Here is an 18,709-nt window from a genome sequence, read left to right on the forward strand (position 1 = left end):
AGGAGAAGTGATGACGCAAACCATCGATTCCGCAGTCACCCCCGAGGTGAAGTTGACGGCGGTGACACCTCAGGAGCGCGTCGACGCCTGGCTGGCGGATTTCGAGTCGGCCCTCGCGGCTCGTGACATCGAGCGTGTGGCAGGCAAATTTGCACTCGACAGCTTCTGGCGCGACTTGGTGTCGTTCACCTGGAACATCAAGACCGTCGAAGGTCGCGAGCAGATTGCCGACATGCTCTCCGAGCGTCTCGACGACACCGATCCTTCGGGATTCCGGACCACCGAGACACCCGACGAAGCCGACGGCGTCACGTCAGCCTGGATCGAGTTCGAGACTGCAACCGGTCGCGCGCACGGACACCTTCGTTTGAAGGGAGATGAAGGTTGGACCCTGCTGACGTCGCTGCAGGAGTTGAAGGGGTACGAAGAAGGTAAGGGCACTCGTCGTCCGCGCGGCGCCAAGCATGGGGCAGACCCGAACCGCATCACGTGGGCCGAGCAGAAGGAGATCGAAGACCGCGAACTCGGTTACACCACACAGCCTTACGTCGTGATCGTCGGCGGCGGCCAGGGCGGCATCGCGCTCGGCGCCCGGATGCGTCAGCTCGGAGTACCGGCCATCGTGATCGACAGCCACGAGCGACCCGGCGATCAGTGGCGCGGACGCTACAAGTCCCTGTGCCTGCACGATCCGGTTTGGTACGACCACCTGCCATACATGCCGTTCCCCGACAACTGGCCGGTGTTCGCGCCCAAGGACAAGATCGGCGACTGGCTCGAGATGTACACCAAGGTCATGGAGGTTCCGTACTGGAGTTCCACGACCTGCACCTCTGCGTCGTTCGACGAGAAGACCCAGGAATGGACCGTCGAGGTCAACCGCAACGGCGAGAAGCTGACGTTGCGTCCCAAGCAGTTGGTGATGGCGACGGGTATGTCCGGCAAGGCCAACGTTCCGACGTTCCCCGGGCAGGACAAGTTCCTCGGCGATCAGCACCACTCGAGCAAGCACCCCGGCCCGGATCAGTACGTGGGCAAGAAGGTCGTCGTGATCGGGGCCAACAACTCCTCGCACGACATCTGCGGCGCACTGTGGGAGAACGGTATCGACGTCACGATGGTGCAGCGCAGCTCGACGCACATCGTGAAGTCGGATTCGCTGATGGATTTGGGCTTGGGCGATCTGTACTCGGAGCGAGCACTGGCCGCCGGCATGACGACACACAAGGCGGACCTCACGTTCGGTTCGCTGCCGTACCGGATCATGCACGAGTTCCAGATCCCGGTGTACGACGCAATCCGTGAGCGCGACAAGGATTTCTACGATCGCCTCGAGAAGGCGGGCTTCGAGCACGACTGGGGCGACGACGGTTCGGGCCTGTTCATGAAGTACCTACGCCGTGGCTCGGGCTACTACATCGATGTCGGCGCTGCCGAACTGGTTGCCAATGGAGACATCAAGCTCGCGCACGGCAATGTTCGTGAGCTGACCGAGAACAGCGTGATTCTCGAAGACGGTACGGAATTGCCTGCCGACGTGGTGGTCTACGCGACCGGCTACGGCTCGATGAACGGCTGGGTGGCGGATCTGATCGGTCAGGACACCGCCGACAAGGTCGGCAAGGTGTGGGGCCTGGGGTCGAACACCACCAAGGATCCGGGACCGTGGGAAGGCGAGCAGCGCAACATGTGGAAGCCGACGCAGCAGGAAGCGCTGTGGTTCCACGGAGGCAATCTGCACCAGTCGCGCCACTACTCGCTGTACTTGGCGTTGCAATTGAAGGCGCGTTACGAGGGCATCCCGACACCGGTGTACGGACTGCAAGAAGTGCATCATCTGAGCTGAAAAAGAACTGCTGTGCGCCTTTATTAACCGCGGGAGGTTAATAAAGGCGCACAGCAGGTTCAGCGAAGGGCGTACTTCTTTGCTACTTCGGTGTTCTTGGTCGCGCGCTCGGTAAGGAAGGCGAATGCCAACCCGAGTACGAGCCAGAGCGTCGCCTGCGTAGCGAGCGAGGAAAGTCGGAACTCCCACAGCAGAGTTGCCGGGAAGTCCTCGCCCACCTCGTTGATGCCGGGAAGCGAGACGTAACCGATCGTGGCGATCACCAGGAACGCAGCCACCGGAGCAGCGATGCGCACGCTGAGGAACTCGTGCCCGGAAACTGCCTTTGCCGCCGCTGCTGCCGCGGTGACGGACAGCAGCCCGAGAATCACGGCGGCCAGCCACAGCAGTGTGCGCTGGTTGATGGTGTCGGGATCTCCGACGGCCGGCGGATTGGCCGGGTACTTGAAAAAGGGGACAGCCTCGATAGCCAGCCAACCACCGACGGCGATGGTGATCGCCAACAACGGCCCGGACATTCCGGTGAGTCGTCGAGCGTAATTGGCAACGACCGAGAAGATCGCCCCGAGTGCCAGTCCGGCAAGCGCCGTGGCCAGGAACAGCCCGGCGCGCTGTCCGTCGCGGCTCACCAGTGGTTCTTCTTCGTCACCGTGCGAATGCCCAGCGGCTTCGCCGGAAACCTCACCGGTGGCGGTGTTGGCTTCTTCGATCGCAATGGCAGCGTTGACGTGCGGTTCACCCAGCACGAATGCAACTCCGCCGGCAAGGATGCCTGCGATCAGACCAGCCAACAAACCACGAATGAGAAGCTTCGTGAAATTGTCGACTAGTGGCACGGCAGGCCCATCAAGTGTCGACCGTCGTGCATCAATTCATGCATGTACATGCCGGTGCGAGAGATAGCGCCCTGGTCGAATCCGACCAGGTAGAGAGCCAGCATCGCGAACAGAACTACTGCAGCGGCGAGGAAAGCAAGACGAGTCGAATCGATCGACGTATCGGGAGAATAGGCGAGAGCCATCGAAGCCTCCTGGGATTTTCGCGTCCCCTAGGTCCATGCGATGGCCGAAGTGTCTGGCTGTCGAAATTGTCGTGCCGAAAAAGGCACTTCACCTCGAATTACAGTGGCGCGACCGCTCCGGGCTTTCACCGGATTCCTGTCGGACCATCGCGTTTACATGCGAACTTTTGCACTACAGCCCGCACCGTGTCAACGCGTGAAGCCGAGATGACCGTCGATTGTGCCCGCCAAGGCAGGCACAATCGCTCGAGATCAGCTCTTTGCGGCGACGTCCAGGACAACTTCGAATTCGAGCAACGACGCACCCGAAGCGACGGGCTTCGCGCGCTCGCCGGAATGGGCTTCACGGGCGGGGCCGTCACGCCAATCGGCGAACGCCTGCTCGGACTCCCACTGAGTCACCACGAAGTAGCGGCTCTCACCGGCGGTGGGGCGGAGGAGTTGGAATCCGAGAAAGCCCGGGGAGTTCTCGACTGCGTGAGCGCGTGCTGCGAAGCGCTTCTCCAGTTCGGGGCCGGCGCCCTCGGGGACCTCGATTGCATTGATCTTCACGACTGCCATGCAAGCGACATTACCCGCGCACCTTCACCGCGTACCGTGACACTCGTGTTGCATGACGAAGGTGGAACGGGACAACCGATTCTGTTGTTGCACGGCCTCATGGGCAGCTCCCGAACGTGGCGACGCCAGGTGCCGTGGATCCGCGAGTTCGGCCACGTCTACACCTTCGACGCTGCCGGTCACGGCAGGCCGGCGCCAGCGGCACTGACTACCGAGGCATTCGTCGAGGACCTGACATCGGCGGTTGCGTCCATCGAGGAGCCGATGATCGTGATCGGTCATTCGATGGGGGCTCTGCATGCGTGGTGCTTCGCCGCCGCGCATCCCGAAAAGGTTTGTGCGCTGGTCCTCGAAGACATGGCCCCGGACTTTCGTGGACGCACCGCTGCGGACTGGGCGCAGATGATCTCGGCGTGGCCGCAGCCGTTTGCTTCCGAGGAGGCGATGAAGGAATTCTTCGGCCCCGTCGCCGGCCAGTACTTTCTCGATTCTTTCGACCGCCGCGACGACGGGTGGTACCTGCACGGCGACGTGTCGACCTTCCGCGACATCTCGGAGGAGTGGGGCACGAGGCATTTCTGGGATCAGTGGAAGGCGATCGAGGTGCCGACCTTGCTGATCGAGGGAGAGTTCACCATCACCCCCGAGGGACAGATGCGAGAGATGGCCGAGAGGCCGGGAACTCGGTACGTACGTATTGCCGATGCAGGCCACCTGGTCCACGACGATCAACCGCAGCGCTATCGCGAAGTGGTGACGGAATTCCTTCAGACCGTGAGCTGACTTCGGATCGACGCGCCCACCTGCTCCAGCTCGACGGCTCGCCTGGCGAGGAGTCCAGCAGCGAACTTCGCCTTGTCGCCGCGATGGCGGGGGACGACGTGCAGGTGCGAGTGGAACACGGTTTGGCCCGCGGCACGCCCGTCGTTGACGAGAAAGTTGACTCCGTCAGCGGCGATGTCGCAGCGGCGTAGAGCTCCGGCGATGAGCGTGCCGACGCGGAACATCTCTGCGCCTTCGTGACTTTCGAGAGCATCGAGGTTCTCTGCATGACGCTTGGGGACCACCAGGGTGTGTCCGCGACTCACCGGCCGTGCATCGAGGAATGCGAGAGTTGTCTCGCTCTCGTGAACGAGAATCGCCGGCTCGGTCAGCGCGACGATCTTGCAGAAGACGCAGGAATCGGTGCTCATGCCTACAGAATGTAGTCCGAAATCAGATCCGACCCCGGACTACAGCAAGCGCAGTTGGCGTGCCCTCGTGATCGCTTCGTTTCGATTGTGTACGTCGAGCTTCTTGTAGAGAGTGCGCAGTTGAGTCTTGACGGTGTTGACGGACACGTACAGTTTGTCGGCCATCGCAGCCGACCCCATGCCGAGCGCCAGGAGTGAGAGGACTTTCTGTTCGCGTTCGGTCAGCTCCACGATATGTACGAATTCCGGAAAAGATTCCGCAGGAGCCCTTTTCGAGAATTCGGCGAGTGCACGCGATTTCGTTTCGGCCATCGATTCGAGTTTCTCGACGTCCGACGATGCGATGGTCGCGAACGAACGTAGAAGTCCGGTCTGATCCGCGATGCTGCACGCTCTGGACCACTCCTGAGAGGCGAGGCGTGGCTCACCCAGCTCGGAGTGTGCAACCGCTTGCACCAGAAGCGATTCCATCTGTGCCCGCGGATAGGATACGCCAGACCAGTCGAACTGGTGACACAGCGCCACCGCGGCCTCGTTCTGGCCGATCCGCTGACGTAAACGCGCCACCGACGTGAGCGTCCACGGGTTGGCTGCAGGATCGATGATCTCCTTGGCCAGTGCTACGGCATTGTTCCCCTGTCCGAGAGCGAGCAAGAGATCGATCTCTGCGGATTGCAACAGAGGAAGCGCGAAAGATGTAGCCGTGTACTGCTTGGAATGTGCTTCGATCGCATTGTGGAGCAACAGTAGTGCCGCAGTGTGGTCGCCGGAGGTCAAGGCGAATTGGCAATGCGCATAGACGACGAATGCCCACAGTTCCTCGGTGTCGGACGGAAGACCGAGTTCGGTCAATGCGAGACGTGCGTCGTCGAAGTCGAGTGTGTCGAGAGCAGTGAGCGCCCGTGCTGTCAGGCCGGCGATCTTGACCACAGGTTCGAGCCAACCGCCGGGGTCCGGATGCTTCTGTTCGAGTTCGGACCAGTGTGTGGCCTGCCGCGGCTCACCAGCCAGCGCCCAATTCAGGGCGGCACTTCCCGCAGAGTTACGAGCGATGAAGTCGACTCCATGAGACAGGGCGCCGTGGTACGCCATTCGAGCCTTGATCGTGGATTCTGTGAACCTGCCGCTCAATTGAAAATTGATCGCCCATTGAAGTCGCATGAGAGGGAGCTGTGCGCTGACCGCTTCCGGGTTGTTCTCCAGCGCACTGCGACTGAGATGAGACAGGCGCCTGGTGGTTTCTGCTGCGAGCCCGTACTCGCCTGCCATCCTGAGCATGATCGATTGAACGCAGGCAATGCTCAAGGCGTCCTTCGCGCCGGCTTCAGCGCCGAGAGCCCACAGTTCTGCCGGCGATTCGGGTAGCAAGTCGACTACCGTCGAGCGCTCGCTCGGATGCATCGTGAACAGTGCGCGCCCCGCCTCCACGGCAGAGTGTTTGTCCGCAGCTTCCGCCGGAATCCGTTGGAGAGCAGAGCGAACCGAGTCCAGATTGTGGACGATCATCGTCACCCAGTGTTGCTCGACGATGTCTACTGCCAGGGTCCAGTTCTGTGCCTCGACCGCGTAGTCCAGCGCCGACGCGTGATGACCGTGGTCGAGTCGGTTGTGTGCGAGGAACGAAAGACGTTGCGCCGGATCGACTCCAGCGCGCTTTTGGTGCGCGAGTATCGATCGACGAATGGCGGGAGGCAGCTCCCAGGTTTCTTCGGCTTCGGTCTCGACCCGTGACAACAACCCGGCTGTCTCCAGTATCGCCAGGCGCACGCGAATCTGATGAACGGTCTCGCCATCCTCAGGGTGTTGGGACTCGAACAGCATGGCGGCGATGTCGACGGTGATCGATCGCGCAAAGGCCGTCGCGAGCAGGAACTCGAGTTGTTCCACATGATCAGCGGTCATGAGAACGGATTTGTTCACGTAGTCGTCGATCGCCTGCGCGATGTTCTTCCTGATCATCTGCTCGCGGTTGCGGCTACCCGATGTCTGGACGGCGGGAACGGCGACACGAACCAGCGCTGGCAGCCCACCTGTCAGGGATGTGATTTGTTCGGCATCACCGTCAGTCGTGTGTACGTCAGCTTGTGCGAGCAAATGGGCGGTATCGGCTCTCGTGAACAACAGCTCACTCGCGCTTATCACCTCGTGGTCGGTGTCGAGCAGGTACGGCTCGGAGAACATGCCGAAGCCCGAGAGCGTGACCACGAGGTCCAGGTTGTGACAGAGGGCGAGGAGTTCGATCAACTGATCGTCCAACTCTGGTTCCGATATCAGATCCGGCCTGATCAGCACGAGCAGCACGGGGCGGCTGAGGGCGTTCAGGGATTTGGCGACAGCGGTGAAAGGATCGGCGAGATCGTCGACGTCGGGCAGTGCGATTCCGGCAGCGTGGATTCGATCGAGGACAACGGCCCAGAAATCTTCGAGTGTCGACGAGGGCCGTGGGGCCGAGACCCAGACGAGTATTCGTTCGGATGCCAAATGGGCGCGCAGCCACGATGCGATCAACGACGATTTCCCGTGGCCGTTCGGTGCACGGACGATGGTCAGCGCGGCACGTCGGTCAAGTTTGTCGAAGAGCGCTTGCCGGGGAATCGACGTCGCGAGGGTGCGCCTTTCGGGAATAGCTGCCCAGTCGTGGCCGTCCATCCCGAACATCAACGCGGACCCTTTCTGCTTTCGCGCCCCGCAATGATTGAAGAGTTTGGGCGGATTGTCTCGATCCATCTATCTACAGGGAGGAGCGTAGCTGGTGCGAATCCAGAGCGTGCCATCCCGGGCAATTCACCCGGGAATTCACCCCGGCTGAGAGAAGTTCACCCACACAATCACGCCGTCACCATTGGCTTTCGAGTCCCTCGAGCGACTTCTATTGAACGTAGCTCGGGATTCGCCAAATGTGGCCGCGAGCGCCTGTCGGAGGCCCGAGAGTCAGACATCGAAGGAGCGTCGTGAGAACTCGTCTGTCAGAGGTGCGGTCGAAGGCCGTTGTCGTCGGACTCCGGCCGAGAGCGTGGCGCCGAGGAGTGCGAGGTATCGGCATAGTTGTCGTGACCGGAGCTCTGGCGGTCGGCGCTGCTGCGCTCGGCTTGCTGCCGATGCAGTCGGATCTTCGATTGGCGGCCGAGGGAGAGTTCGTGCCTCCCTTCACCGTCGAGCTGACGGCGATTGACGGTGCACCGCCCTTCGATCCCGCTGACGGTCCAGGGCTCGATTCGGGCCCGTCCAACGGCATTGTCCGAGAGGGTGATCCGGTGACGTATGTCATCGACATCGGTGTCCGGGGCAACCCGCTCTCCGACGTGGTCGTGCAACTTCCGGTGCCTCGAGGTTTCGTTCTGCCGTCCGTGCCTGATTACTGCGGAGACGGCTCGGGTATCGACGAGGTCGGATTACATTGCCTGATAGGCAATCTGGAAGCGGACCGGTACTTCACCCGAACGGCGACGATGACTGCGGGAAAGCGGGAAGACGCCGACGGTCTACCGATCGCTGCACTGGTCACCGCAGATCGGGGGGCGGTTCGCGTGCGGTCGGGCGATGTCACGGTGCGGGTGGCGACCACCCCGGGAGTGTGTGATCCGTACGGGATTTCTGTTGGTGGTCAGAGAAGCCAGTGGGCTGCTGTCTCGGCAGATGGACGAATCTCAGGTCTGGTGACATCGGGCATCTCGGAGGCGGTGGTGATCGACGGCGTCGATCAATGCGGGCACGCGACAGCGCGGACGGTGAAACCGTTCGAGGGTCACTTCTCGTTTGTCGGACTGCTACCGGGGACGTATCGCGTCACGGTCGACGGCCGAGCGCCGGTGGAAGTGGTGCTGGAACCAGGTGCAATGGCGGTCGGTGGCCTGACGTTCTGATACAGCTTCGCAGGAATGGCAACACTCGTAACAGTCAGTAGCAGTCAATGGAGGATCCAGTGCGTGAATGCCTGGGCGTTGTATTCGAAAATCAGTCAATTTCAACAGCTCTCGTAGATGCAGACACACCCCTTCTTGGCTCGATCGACGAGTTCCGTCACCCCTGGGGTGCAGACGGGACTGTTCCCTCTCCGCAAGCGTCGGCGCGCGCACTCGCCTCCGCGGCCGAGGTCGCCACCGGTCGAGCTCTGCGCTCGAATCTGTGCCCCACCGTCGTCGGAGTGATGTGCGAGCGTGCGGACGTGCGCGAACTTGTCTCGGATTCGTTGTCCTCCAGTCCTTTCGAGAACATCGAGTTGGTCAACGGTCTCGACGCACGGCTTGCCTACCTGCGGACGGTCGACGCTCTCATTGGTGTTTCGCCGATTCTCGCGTTCTGGCCGGACGGCAGTGAGACCGTGATCGCGGCCGTCGACCCGAGAGCAGGCGTCGTGGACTCGGCGCATCGTTACGACACGGCCGAGTTGCTTGCGGACAGCTCGACATTTGCTGCGACATTGGACCTCCTCGTCGCCGAACGAGACCCTGTGCCCAAGATGCTCGTCGCGATGCTCGTGAAGGAAGACTCTCGGCAGCCGTCCGCGGAAGCCGCTGAACTGGCAGGTCTCGGCTTCCTGTTTCTCGGCGAGCGGACCCAACTGGCGATAGGGGCTGCGCTGGTAGCGGCCGATCGCGGAAGCGAAGTTCGGTCCGGTGACGGCATGGCTGTCCGGCCCGTCAACAGGGTCCGGTGGGCGGCGGCAATAGTGCTGCCGCTCCTGCTCATGCTGACGGGATTGCTGATCGCTCTGTCCCCAGACGGGTCGCGAGCGGTGTCCACTGATCGCCCGAACATCGGCGCCGAGTCGGCGACCTCCACCAGCGGGCCCCCGCCCGGCGCTGCCCTACAGATTCCGACACTTGCGCCTTGCGATCCAGTGGTGCCTGCCGTTCCTGCTGTACTTCGGCGTTCTGATCCGGAAGTCGCACCGCTCCAGACCGACGAACCCACAGCCGAAGAATGCACCCCGCTGCGAGTCGGCTAAGCCGTACCCTCTCCGGCCAGCGCAAACAGGCCGTCGTCGGTCTGCTCGACCAGTCCGTCGACCAGCAGTGAATGCAACGCACGGTCACGCTGACCCGGATCGGCCGGCCAGACGATGTCGAGTTGCGCGCGCTCGACCGGACGGTGACTCTCGCGAAGAACGGCCATCAATTTTCCACGAACCTGGCGATCTGTGCCCGCGAACTTCTGCACCTTCTTGGGTGGTCCGGTGTGTGCCGGTTTGCCCGAAGCGACCCACGCGCAGTTCGGCAAAGGGCAGTTCTCGCAGTTCGGGTTCCGCGCCGTGCAGATCAGTGCACCGAGTTCCATGAGAGCTGCGCTGTAGGTGGCGGCGCGCGCACGCGTCCTCGGCAGCAGCGCCGCCACGTCGGCGAGGTCTCGCGTGTTGGACGGGTTCCCGGGTTCCGCATTGCCGTGGACGGCTCGCGCAACTACGCGTCGTACGTTGGTGTCCACCACAGGCACTCGCTGTCCGTAGGCGAAACACGCGACGGCGCGGGCGGTGTACGAACCGATTCCCGGTAGCGAGAGCAAGGTATCGACGTCTTCCGGGACCACGTCACCGTGCTCGGCAGCCAGGACGCCCGCGCATTCGTGTAACCGCAGCGCGCGTCGTGGATAACCGAGTTTGCCCCACGCGCGAAGCACCTCTGCCTGGCTCGACGCTGCCATCGCCGACGGCACCGGCCAGCGCTCGACCCACTCTTCCCAGATTGGCGCAACGCGCACCACCGGCGTCTGCTGGAGCATGATCTCGCTCATCAGGATCTGCCAGGCACTGACGCCCTCGCGTCGCCACGGCAGGTCGCGAGCCGTCTCGGAGTACCACTTCAGCAGCACCGAAGATTCCACTGCCACTGCTACCGACACACTCCTCGAACCTGCGCTCCCGGTCGACGAAGGAGACGTCGACTTGTGGGGGCCACTTTATCGGCAGTCGCCGACAGTGATTCCTCGTACCCGAAAACCTGGGGTGAGTGGCATCGAGACCACTCACCCCAGGTTGATCATGATGCGTACTGAGCGTTCGCGGTCTCCACACGGGTGCTTGCGACGGTCGGCGAGGTTCCGGAGTATCGGCGAATGATCACGTAGAGGCAGATCAATCCGATAGCACCGGCAGCGGCGAGGAAGGAACCGACCTTCCATGCGTTGTCCGGATTTCCGTTGATCAGCATCACCATGATCATCGGCGCGAAACCTCCGATGATTGCGGAGATCTGATAACCGAGTGAAGCGCCGGAGAATCGAATCTCCGGTGGGAACAGTTCAGCGAATAGTGTTCCCTGCGTGCCAGTTTGGAGGGACATTGCTACTACGCCGACGATAACCGCGGCGGCAAACGGCCAGATCGTGTCCGGGCTGGATCCACCGATCATCAGCCACATCGGGATACCCCAGAGCATCATGGCTGCGGTGCCGAGGCCGAAGACCAGTTTGCGACCGTAGAGGTCGGACAGATATCCCGCCAGCGGAACCAGGGGAATCTGTATTGCACATGCGATCAGGATGTAGGTGAGGACCGTCGAGCGCGGTATTTCCAGGTAGGTGGTCGCGAACTGAACCGAACCGGTGATCATCGTGTAGAAGAAGATCACGCCGATGGCATTGGCGCCTGCTGCAGCGAGGACTGTGCCTGGATTCTTCTTGAGCACTTCGAGAATGGGGGACTTCCGAACGACCGGAGATTCGGCGAGTTTTTCTGCGAGTGCCTTGAACTCGGGGGTTTCTTCGAGATAGCGATGGATGAGGAATGCCACTGGAAGCATGACCAAGCTGATCCAGAACGGGATCCTCCATCCCCAGGAGAGGAACGAATCAGCCGCAAGAGTTGCTGTCAGGACCAGGAACACGATATTGCCCAGCACCACACCGATCGGAACACCCAGTTGGGCGAAGCTGCCGAAGAGCCCGCGGCGGTCCGCCGGTGCGTTCTCGGTGGCCAGCAATACGGCCCCGCCCCACTGTGCTCCCACGGCCAAGCCCTGGCAGATTCGCAGCGTCACGAGGATGGCCGGGGCAAGCCACACGACATTGGTGTTGGGGACGAAACCAACCAAGGAGGTTGCCACAGCCATGAGGACCACGGCGGCAACGAGCACCGGCTTTCGGCCGTACCGGTCACCGAAATGACCGGCGAGCACACCACCGATAGGACGGGCGATGAATCCGACTGCGACGGTGGCAAACGAACTCATTGCAGCGACCACCTCGCTGTCGGTGGCGAAGAACGTCGAGTTGAACACGAGCGCGGCGGCAGTCGCGTAGATGAAGAAGTCGTACCACTCCAGGGAAGTGGAGATAGCGGCTGCAAAGGACGCGCGCCGAGATCTGCCCGGGCGCTCCACCGCAGATTCGGTGTTGTTGGTCATCGCGATTCGCTCTCTGTGGGGTCGTTCAGTTGAGTTCGGTCAGGACGTGAGTTGCGGCAAGTTCGGTGTGCGGCCGACGACGAGCTTGTCCCGAGCGCCGGCACCAGACGGAATCGTGCTCGCCGGGTATTGGGTCGAAAGGTGGTGACGCAATATCCAAGTGCGAGTGGGTTCTTCGATACGAGAAGTCATATCTCGCCGCCATTGCCGTACCGGAGGCGCTCGCAAAGTCGGGTGGCGAAGGTGACCACGTCGAGGCCGCCGGCGACGTGTGCAGCGTCATCTCGTGGCAATGCGGAGGTGGTCATGTGGCCCGCACTCCTTCGTTCCGAATTTGCCAAACGATCGTTCGGCTGCGAGTCATCATTGACCTAGCGATCGTTAAATGTCAATAGCCGGGAAAAGTGCGCTTTTGCAGCGACTTTCTCCGCAAGGAGGGTGCGATTCGAAATCTGTTGCCAAACGATCGTTCGCCTGAGATGATGATTAGTCAGTGATGCAGGTCTCAGGAATGGAGATACCGATTCGAGCGGCGGGGGTGCGGACGAAAGTCGAGGCGCGCTGGTCTCGCACATCGACGGCGTTGAGTGGCTTCAGCCAATGCGACCCTTCAGATCTTCTTTGGCGGAGGTGTCGCCCAGCTCAGCTTGATTCGATCATCGCGGTCGCCAATGCGCAGTACCGAGACGCGATATCTTCCGCATTCATCGGTCCGTCGACGCGCCACCACACACAGACTTGCTGCCCCATGTTGATGATGGCGCGCACGGCATCTCGGGGAAACGGAGTGTGGAAAGCACCTTCTTCAATGCCGCGTTCGACTACGTCGCGAAACATGCTTTCCTGCTCGTCACGCAGGGTTACGACCAGACGGTGACCCGATTCGTCCAAGCTGCGCAATTCTGTCGCTCCTACGAGGGCGTCTTCGCGCCTGGTCGTATGGAACATGACCCAAGCGCGGACGATTGCTTGCAGTTGGTCTTTCGGGTCGCCGCCGGAGCGCAGCAGTGCACTGCGGGTCATGCTGATGGCGTCGTGGAGCGCCCGAATCATGATTTCCTGAAGGATTTCCTGCTTGGATTTGAAGTGGTGGTAGATGGACGCGACAGTGAGATCGGCGCCGGCGGAGATGTCACGCATGGACGTCCCGTGATAGCCGCGCTCGTTCATGTTTCGGACAGCGGAATCGAGTATGAGTTGCCGGACAACGACTGTCTTCGCCCCACTCATTGTTCGGTTTCCTTCTCATTTCCTCGGTGCCTGCGTCTTGCCCAGCTTAGAGCCGAACAGTCGCGGGACACACCTGATGGAAAGGAACCGTCTTGAACTGCCGATATGGGCAGAATACCGATTATCGTTCGCTGATCGCCACCCGGAGAAAGAGGTACCTGTGGAACACATATCGATGAGTATCGAAGACGGTATCGCCGTGATCACCCTCGATCGACCGGACAAGCTGAACGCATTCACCACGACGATGGAAAACGAGCTCATCGAAGCGTTCGACTCCACCGACGCGAACGACGCTGTGCGCGCGGTGATCCTGACGGGAGCGGGCCGCGCGTTTTGCGCGGGGGCAGATCTGTCCTCGGGGGCAGAGACATTCTCCGAATGGAGCGCCGAGTCGAACGGAACTGACGCGGACGGTGACGATCTACGTCGGGACGGTGACGATCTACGTCGGGACGGTGACGATCTACGTCGGGACGGCGGCGGACGCGTCGTCCTGCGAATGTTCGATTCATTGAAGCCGATCATTGCGGCCATCAACGGACCGGCGGTCGGCGTGGGTATCACCATGACTCTTGCGGCCGACTTTCGCTTGGCCGCCGACGACGCCAGGATGGGTTTCGTCTTCAATCGGCGAGGACTCGTGCCCGAGTCGTGTTCGTCGTGGTTGCTGCCGAAACTGGTTTCGCTCCAGCGAGCCCTCGACTGGATCTACTCCGGACGGATCTTCACTGCTGCGGAAGCATTTTCGGCCGGGTTGGTCTACCGACTGCATTCGCGCGAAGATCTTCCAGGGGAGGCGACGGCGCTCGCGCATAGCCTGACCCGTGACAGCGCGCCGGTATCGGTTGCCCTGTCGCGTCAGATGATCTGGCGCATGCTGGGAGTCGAACATCCCATGGTCGCGCATCGCGTCGAGAGCATCGGAATTAATGCTCGCGGTGCTCAGGCTGACGTTCGTGAAGGTGTTGCGGCGTTTCTGGAAAAGCGAGAGGCGGTGTTTCCCGACCGTTGCAGTGACGCAATGCCAGATCTGTTCTCATCCCATCTCCCACGCCCCCGGTGGTGAGCCGCTACGACCTTCGAACCGTCGGCGTTGTAGCTCATGCGGTCAACCAGTGCGGCGGGTAAGTGCCCTCCGCTTCTCCAGGGGCGTTGTGGAGAACCAACGCCTACAGCTTCGAGTGAGGGTGCTCGGTTCGGAATAGCCGAGTTGGCGTGACACTTCGGAGAGGGACACGTCTCTGTTCGAGAGAAGACCGAGAGCAAGTTCGCGTCGTGAATCGTCGACGAGCGATTCGAACGCCTTGCCTTCCAACGCCAATCGTCTCTGCAATGTTCGCGGGTGCAGCATCATCAATGTCGCGACTTGCTTCAGTGTGGCTGCACCCGCAGGCAGGGAACGCACGATCAAAGCCGACACCGCGTCGTGGAACGCGACATCCGGATCTCGACCCGCCATGAAACGCACGGCGAAGTCGTAGGCCAACGGATCCACCCGGGGCAGGTGGCGCTGCATGACTCCGCGCGGAAAGGTCAACAGATTCCGATCCGAGCTGAACTCGACGGAACAACCGAAATGCTCTACGTACCTGCGCATTTCGGAGATACGTGGATGTTGAAACGAGATGTGCGTCGGATGGAAATCCGGGCCGGCCATCATCCGGAACGTCTGAAGCGTTACGCCCATCGCCAGTTCCACGACGTGGGACCGATACGGAAGTCGATGCAGCACGGTATCGAGTCCGTAGGACACCTCGATGTCGCCGACTGTCAGATCGACCGCCAACGCCGGACTGTACACGTGCGCGTATCGGGCGACGTCATGCAACGCATCTCCGATTGTCTCGGCACTGCGGGCCGCGATGGCAACCGGACCGAGAATGTCCGGGTCCTGTCTGCCTGCGAGCCTGAGTGCGAAGTCGGGCGACTCCAATTCATCCGCGCAGAGTCCGAGCAGCGTGGACAAGGCACTGAACGGCAAGAAGTGGTCGTACGCGCCGATGATGGCCGGATCGATGCCCACACGGTCGAGGAATTCGTACGGATCTCCACCGAGTTCGGAGATCAACTCGGGCAGTCGCGTCAGCGACGAGGCACTGATCAGATCTGCCATGTGTCGAAATGTAAATAAATTGGCGCATGATGTCAATTTTCTCGTCGCCTGAGCAGTGATGATCAACACAGGTTGGCTGGTTCAACGTCGAGCGCCATCCCTGGAGGAGCCAGAAATGACAACACTCACCGACCGCACTGCACTGTTCATCGATGGACTGTGGAGAGCACCGGATACTTCCGAAATCATCCGAGCCGTATCACCTTTCACAGAGCAGCAGATAGGCTCGTTCCCCGCCTCCGTATCGACGGATTTCGACGCAGCTGTATCAGCGGCTCGAAAAGCGTTGCGACGGAATGACTGGGCCGATCTTTCCGCCGCAGAACGTGCGCGTGTCATCCGCAGGTTCGCCGACGAACTCGAGAAACGATCCGAAGACCGCGCGTCGGCGGTCACTCACCAGAACGGCATGCCTATCGAGCTCGCCCGTTTCGCCGAGGGGGCCGCACCCGTCCAGCTTTTGCGCTATTACGCAGGCCTCGCCGAGTCGATGCCTACCGAAGAGCGACGGGCCAGCCAACCGATGCCGGGTACGACAATCGTGCGACGCGAGCCGATCGGTGTCGTTGCTGCCATCGCGCCCTGGAACTTCCCGGCTGTGCTTTCGATGTTCAAGATCGCCCCGGCTCTTGCTGCGGGGTGCACCGTCGTGCTGAAACCCTCTCCCGAAACCACCTTGGACTCTTATATATTGGCCGAGGCCGCCATTGCGGCAGAACTTCCCGCGGGTGTCATCAACATCGTGACTGGCGGACCGGAGATCGGTCAGTATCTCGTGGCGCATCCCGGGATCGACAAGGTAGCCTTCACCGGATCCACTGCGGCCGGTCGACACATCGGCACGGTGTGTGGCGGTATGCTTCGCCCCGTTACCTTGGAGTTGGGTGGCAAGTCGGCGGCCCTGGTCCTCGACGACGCGGATGTCGAGGAGACGGTAACCGGTCTGGCAACTGCATCCCTGCTCAACAGTGGGCAGACGTGCTATATGTCGACTCGAATCTTGGTTCCCCGCAGCCATAGTCGGACGTACGTCGACGCCATTACCGCGATGGCCGAGGGTCTGCAGGTCGGCGACCCGATGGAACCGTCGACGTTCGTCGGCCCGATGGTGAGCGCAAGGCAACAGGAACGTGTGCTGTCCTTGATCGACCAGGGACGCTCGGAGGGCGGAACTGTCACCACGGGTGGCGGACGCCCCGCCGACCTCGACACCGGATTCTTCGTGCAGCCCACGGTGTTCGCCGATGTCGACAACGACAGCACCATCGCACGGCAGGAAGTATTCGGGCCGGTGCTGTCAGTCATTTCATACGACGACGTCGATGAGGCTGTCGCGCTTGCCAACAACTCCGAGTACGGCCTCGGTGGGACTGTATGGACCTCCGACGAGGAACGCGGTATCGCAATTGCTCGACGTGTCGAGACCGGCTCGTTCGGTGTCAACACCTTCAACCTCGACTGGGGTTCACCGTTCGGTGGAGTCAAAGCCAGCGGCCTGGGTCGTGAACTCGGTCCCGAAGGGCTCGCGGCGTACCAGCAGCTCAAATCCATTTTCCTCGCATCCTCGTAAGAATCGAGCCACCATGTCCGACGCAGGACTCGCCGGCGCTCGTGCGCTGGCAGAAAACACAGTGAAAATCGCCGAGCAGTTCGGCACGACCGAGTGGGAAGCAGACAGTGCGTGCCACGGTTGGCGCGTCCACGATCTCATCGGTCACATGGCGTTCTTCTTCAACTTCATCGCCGATCCGGATCTGGTGTTCCCGCCGAACCCCAGTGGAAAGTCCGAGCGGCTCAACGATGCTGCCGTCCGCGAGCGTGCCGATCTACCGCACGAGCAGATCCTGGACTACTACCGGGAACAATCCGAAGCGGGACTCGCGACGTTGGCCGCGCTGCAGACAGAGGAGCTTCGCAACAACACACTCGAGATGCTCGACCTCGGGACTTATCGCCTTCATCAGCTCAGTGACGCAGTGTCGTTCGACCATCTCGTCCATTTGACGTCGGATCTTCTGTCGCCGTTCGGACCGTTTCCTCACGGTGAGATCGACGTGGCGGCCGCTGTCGATCCGGCGATCGACTGGATGGTTGCGGGGCTCCCGCAGATGTGCGGCGAAGCTGTCGCCGCCTCCTTGACATCGCCTGTGGCACTGCGCCTCAACGGCGCCACCGAGCGCACTTTCGTCATCTCTCATGGCGATGGGGGAGTGACCGTCACCGAAGCTGACGACGTGCCGGAGAACGTCGCGACCACCCAGGCCACCGAATTCCTGCGGTGGGGGACCACCCGATCTGCATGGCGGTCTGCCGTCGAGGTTTCCGGCGACCGCAAGACCGTCGCCGCAGTCCTCGATGCCATCGACATCGTCTGACCCACAACGAACCCGAGATCCAGAACAAGAGGAAACAGCTATGTCTCAGTACTTGCAGGACAAGGTCATTCTCATCACCGGTGCAGGCGGTGGGTTCGGTCAACTCATCGCCGAGAAGGTGGCAGCGCAGGGCGCCAAAGTCGTCGGCGTGGACATCAACGAGGCGGGCCTGAAGACTGTATTCGACGGTATCGCGGCCGCGGGATTCACCGGTACCTACAAGATTGCCGACGTCACCGACATGGATCAGGTCATCGCTGCGGCGCAGCACGGCATTTCGGAGTACGGAGCGCTCGACGTACTCGTCAACAACGCAGGCGTCATGCCTCTCGCGTATTTCGCCGATCACGAACGTGCGTGGCAGAAGTGGCACAAGGCAATCGACATCAACATCAAGGGCGTCGTGAACGGAATCTCCGCCGTATACGACCAGATGATCGAGCAGGGACGCGGTCAGGTCGTCAACATCTCGTCGATCTTCGGAAACGCAGGCATCGACGGTTCCGGCGTCTACAGCGCGACCAAGGCTGCAGTCACCACGATCTCGGATTCACTGCGAATCGAAGCCAAGGGCAAGATCAAGGTGACGACGGTCAAGCCCACAGGCGTGACAGGAACAAACTTGGCGAGCTGGATCGTCAATGAGAACGCGATCCTGGGTCTCACCGGTCAACGTGCGGGAACCTACATGGAGAACGTCGGGCATCTAACCGACGGCACCCTCAGCCCCGGGCAGAAGGACGTCGACTCCATCGAATACTGGCTGATCAAGCCCGACGATCTGGCCGACGCTGTTGTTCACATCATTGATCAACCATGGGGTATCAGCATCAGTGACATAACCGTGCGCGCCAGCGGCGAGGATTACCTGTACTGACGACCTGATCGAAAACCGCTCCCTGCCAGTGTGGCTTCGCGAACATCGTCGAGGACGACGGCCCGGGGGCGTCCCGCGGGCAGACGCCATTGCCATGGTCTGCCTGTCGCCGTAGAGTCCTACTTAACGATCGTTAAACTGTTGCTACGG

The 18,709-nt window shown here is 61.3% G+C and carries 17 protein-coding genes and 1 riboswitch; of the genes, 8 read left to right on the top strand and 9 right to left on the bottom strand.

All coding sequences use genetic code 11. The annotated features are described in order from the left end of the window. Window positions 1–10 precede the first annotated feature (10 nt). Complete coding sequence (locus ATN38_RS27450) at window positions 11–1,846, top strand: NAD(P)/FAD-dependent oxidoreductase (protein WP_003945504.1); 1,836 nt, start codon at window positions 11–13, stop codon at window positions 1,844–1,846. A gap of 59 nt (window positions 1,847–1,905) precedes the next feature. On the opposite strand, the gene ATN38_RS27455 is transcribed toward ATN38_RS27450, so the two are convergent. The 3 genes from ATN38_RS27455 to mhuD all read right to left on the bottom strand — a co-directional run bounded on the left by ATN38_RS27455 (window position 1,906) and on the right by mhuD (window position 3,428). After that, on the bottom strand, window positions 1,906–2,682 hold the full coding sequence (locus ATN38_RS27455; protein WP_058039257.1) for a CbtA family protein: 777 nt from the start codon (window positions 2,680–2,682) through the stop codon (window positions 1,906–1,908). After that, window positions 2,673–2,867, bottom strand: coding sequence for a CbtB domain-containing protein (locus tag ATN38_RS27460; protein ID WP_003945915.1), 195 nt, complete (start codon window positions 2,865–2,867; stop codon window positions 2,673–2,675). The genes ATN38_RS27455 and ATN38_RS27460 overlap by 10 nt, the downstream gene beginning before the upstream one ends. A 24-nt stretch (window positions 2,868–2,891) precedes the next feature. Then, window positions 2,892–3,031: riboswitch (cobalamin riboswitch) on the bottom strand. An 88-nt stretch (window positions 3,032–3,119) separates the two neighbouring features. After that, window positions 3,120–3,428, bottom strand: a complete 309-nt coding sequence (gene mhuD, locus ATN38_RS27465) for a mycobilin-forming heme oxygenase MhuD (RefSeq protein ID WP_007726927.1) — start codon at window positions 3,426–3,428, stop codon at window positions 3,120–3,122. 45 nt (window positions 3,429–3,473) lie between these two features. Here mhuD and ATN38_RS27470 point away from each other — a divergent pair, with 45 nt between their 5' ends. Then, window positions 3,474–4,211 (top strand): alpha/beta fold hydrolase, encoded by a 738-nt coding sequence (locus ATN38_RS27470; RefSeq protein WP_042453393.1) that lies wholly within the window; start codon window positions 3,474–3,476, stop codon window positions 4,209–4,211. Here the strand turns inward: ATN38_RS27470 and ATN38_RS27475 are convergent. Both ATN38_RS27475 and ATN38_RS27480 read right to left on the bottom strand, forming a co-directional pair. Then, window positions 4,196–4,621: an HIT family protein gene (locus ATN38_RS27475; protein WP_003945905.1), complete on the bottom strand. Its 426-nt coding sequence runs from the start codon at window positions 4,619–4,621 to the stop codon at window positions 4,196–4,198. The two genes, ATN38_RS27470 and ATN38_RS27475, sit on opposite strands and share 16 nt — an antisense overlap. A 39-nt stretch (window positions 4,622–4,660) precedes the next feature. After that, entirely contained in the window at window positions 4,661–7,348 is a 2,688-nt protein-coding gene (locus ATN38_RS27480; RefSeq protein ID WP_082893266.1) for a LuxR C-terminal-related transcriptional regulator, read from the bottom strand. 224 nt (window positions 7,349–7,572) lie between these two features. Here ATN38_RS27480 and ATN38_RS27485 point away from each other — a divergent pair, with 224 nt between their 5' ends. Both ATN38_RS27485 and ATN38_RS27490 read left to right on the top strand, forming a co-directional pair. Beyond that, window positions 7,573–8,484, top strand: coding sequence for a hypothetical protein (locus ATN38_RS27485; protein ID WP_158171001.1), 912 nt, complete (start codon window positions 7,573–7,575; stop codon window positions 8,482–8,484). A gap of 47 nt (window positions 8,485–8,531) precedes the next feature. Beyond that, complete coding sequence (locus ATN38_RS27490) at window positions 8,532–9,569, top strand: hypothetical protein (protein WP_218749083.1); 1,038 nt, start codon at window positions 8,532–8,534, stop codon at window positions 9,567–9,569. Here ATN38_RS27490 and ATN38_RS27495 read toward each other — a convergent pair. From ATN38_RS27495 to ATN38_RS27505, 3 genes are all read right to left on the bottom strand, one after another. Next, window positions 9,566–10,447, bottom strand: coding sequence for an A/G-specific adenine glycosylase (locus tag ATN38_RS27495; RefSeq protein WP_007726916.1), 882 nt, complete (start codon window positions 10,445–10,447; stop codon window positions 9,566–9,568). The two genes, ATN38_RS27490 and ATN38_RS27495, sit on opposite strands and share 4 nt — an antisense overlap. A 149-nt stretch (window positions 10,448–10,596) precedes the next feature. Further along, the gene (locus ATN38_RS27500) at window positions 10,597–11,961 is read right to left on the bottom strand and encodes an MFS transporter (protein WP_218749085.1); all 1,365 of its coding nucleotides are present in this window, start codon (window positions 11,959–11,961) and stop codon (window positions 10,597–10,599) included. Between the two features lie 642 nt (window positions 11,962–12,603). Continuing rightward, window positions 12,604–13,191, bottom strand: a complete 588-nt coding sequence (locus tag ATN38_RS27505; protein ID WP_042451920.1) for a TetR/AcrR family transcriptional regulator — start codon at window positions 13,189–13,191, stop codon at window positions 12,604–12,606. 160 nt (window positions 13,192–13,351) lie between these two features. On the opposite strand from ATN38_RS27505, the gene ATN38_RS27510 reads away from it, so the two are divergent. Beyond that, window positions 13,352–14,260 carry a crotonase/enoyl-CoA hydratase family protein gene (locus ATN38_RS27510; RefSeq protein WP_218749091.1) on the top strand — a complete coding sequence of 303 codons (909 nt, stop codon included), beginning with the start codon at window positions 13,352–13,354 and terminating at the stop codon, window positions 14,258–14,260. A 42-nt stretch (window positions 14,261–14,302) separates the two neighbouring features. Here ATN38_RS27510 and ATN38_RS27515 read toward each other — a convergent pair whose 3' ends face one another. Beyond that, the gene (locus ATN38_RS27515; protein WP_218749092.1) at window positions 14,303–15,307 is read right to left on the bottom strand and encodes an AraC family transcriptional regulator; all 1,005 of its coding nucleotides are present in this window, start codon (window positions 15,305–15,307) and stop codon (window positions 14,303–14,305) included. Window positions 15,308–15,422: 115 nt separating this feature from the next. Here ATN38_RS27515 and ATN38_RS27520 point away from each other — a divergent pair, with 115 nt between their 5' ends. Genes ATN38_RS27520 through ATN38_RS27530 form a run of 3 tightly spaced genes read left to right on the top strand, consistent with a single transcriptional unit; the run spans window position 15,423 to window position 18,559 of the window. Next, window positions 15,423–16,877, top strand: coding sequence for an aldehyde dehydrogenase (locus ATN38_RS27520; protein ID WP_218749093.1), 1,455 nt, complete (start codon window positions 15,423–15,425; stop codon window positions 16,875–16,877). A gap of 13 nt (window positions 16,878–16,890) precedes the next feature. Continuing rightward, window positions 16,891–17,682: a maleylpyruvate isomerase N-terminal domain-containing protein gene (locus tag ATN38_RS27525; protein ID WP_218749094.1), complete on the top strand. Its 792-nt coding sequence runs from the start codon at window positions 16,891–16,893 to the stop codon at window positions 17,680–17,682. A gap of 40 nt (window positions 17,683–17,722) precedes the next feature. After that, window positions 17,723–18,559, top strand: coding sequence for an SDR family oxidoreductase (locus tag ATN38_RS27530; protein ID WP_019749697.1), 837 nt, complete (start codon window positions 17,723–17,725; stop codon window positions 18,557–18,559). Window positions 18,560–18,709 lie beyond the last annotated feature (150 nt).

Origin of the sequence: Rhodococcus sp. FH8, assembly GCF_019266085.1 — a bacterium.
Lineage (GTDB): Bacteria > Actinomycetota > Actinomycetes > Mycobacteriales > Mycobacteriaceae > Rhodococcus_F > Rhodococcus_F qingshengii.

Excerpts from the sequence above, each read along its gene's own strand:
- ATN38_RS27450 (WP_003945504.1), top strand. The coding sequence starts at position 11 with ATGACGCAAACCATCGATTCCGCAGTCACCCCCGAGGTGAAGTTGACG.
- ATN38_RS27460 (WP_003945915.1), bottom strand. The coding sequence starts at position 2,867 with ATGGCTCTCGCCTATTCTCCCGATACGTCGATCGATTCGACTCGTCTT.
- mhuD (WP_007726927.1), bottom strand. The coding sequence starts at position 3,428 with ATGGCAGTCGTGAAGATCAATGCAATCGAGGTCCCCGAGGGCGCCGGC.
- ATN38_RS27475 (WP_003945905.1), bottom strand. The coding sequence starts at position 4,621 with ATGAGCACCGATTCCTGCGTCTTCTGCAAGATCGTCGCGCTGACCGAG.
- ATN38_RS27480 (WP_082893266.1), bottom strand. The coding sequence starts at position 7,348 with ATGGATCGAGACAATCCGCCCAAACTCTTCAATCATTGCGGGGCGCGA.
- ATN38_RS27490 (WP_218749083.1), top strand. The coding sequence starts at position 8,532 with ATGGAGGATCCAGTGCGTGAATGCCTGGGCGTTGTATTCGAAAATCAG.
- ATN38_RS27500 (WP_218749085.1), bottom strand. The coding sequence starts at position 11,961 with ATGACCAACAACACCGAATCTGCGGTGGAGCGCCCGGGCAGATCTCGG.
- ATN38_RS27505 (WP_042451920.1), bottom strand. The coding sequence starts at position 13,191 with ATGAGTGGGGCGAAGACAGTCGTTGTCCGGCAACTCATACTCGATTCC.
- ATN38_RS27515 (WP_218749092.1), bottom strand. The coding sequence starts at position 15,307 with ATGGCAGATCTGATCAGTGCCTCGTCGCTGACGCGACTGCCCGAGTTG.
- ATN38_RS27520 (WP_218749093.1), top strand. The coding sequence starts at position 15,423 with ATGACAACACTCACCGACCGCACTGCACTGTTCATCGATGGACTGTGG.
- ATN38_RS27525 (WP_218749094.1), top strand. The coding sequence starts at position 16,891 with ATGTCCGACGCAGGACTCGCCGGCGCTCGTGCGCTGGCAGAAAACACA.
- ATN38_RS27530 (WP_019749697.1), top strand. The coding sequence starts at position 17,723 with ATGTCTCAGTACTTGCAGGACAAGGTCATTCTCATCACCGGTGCAGGC.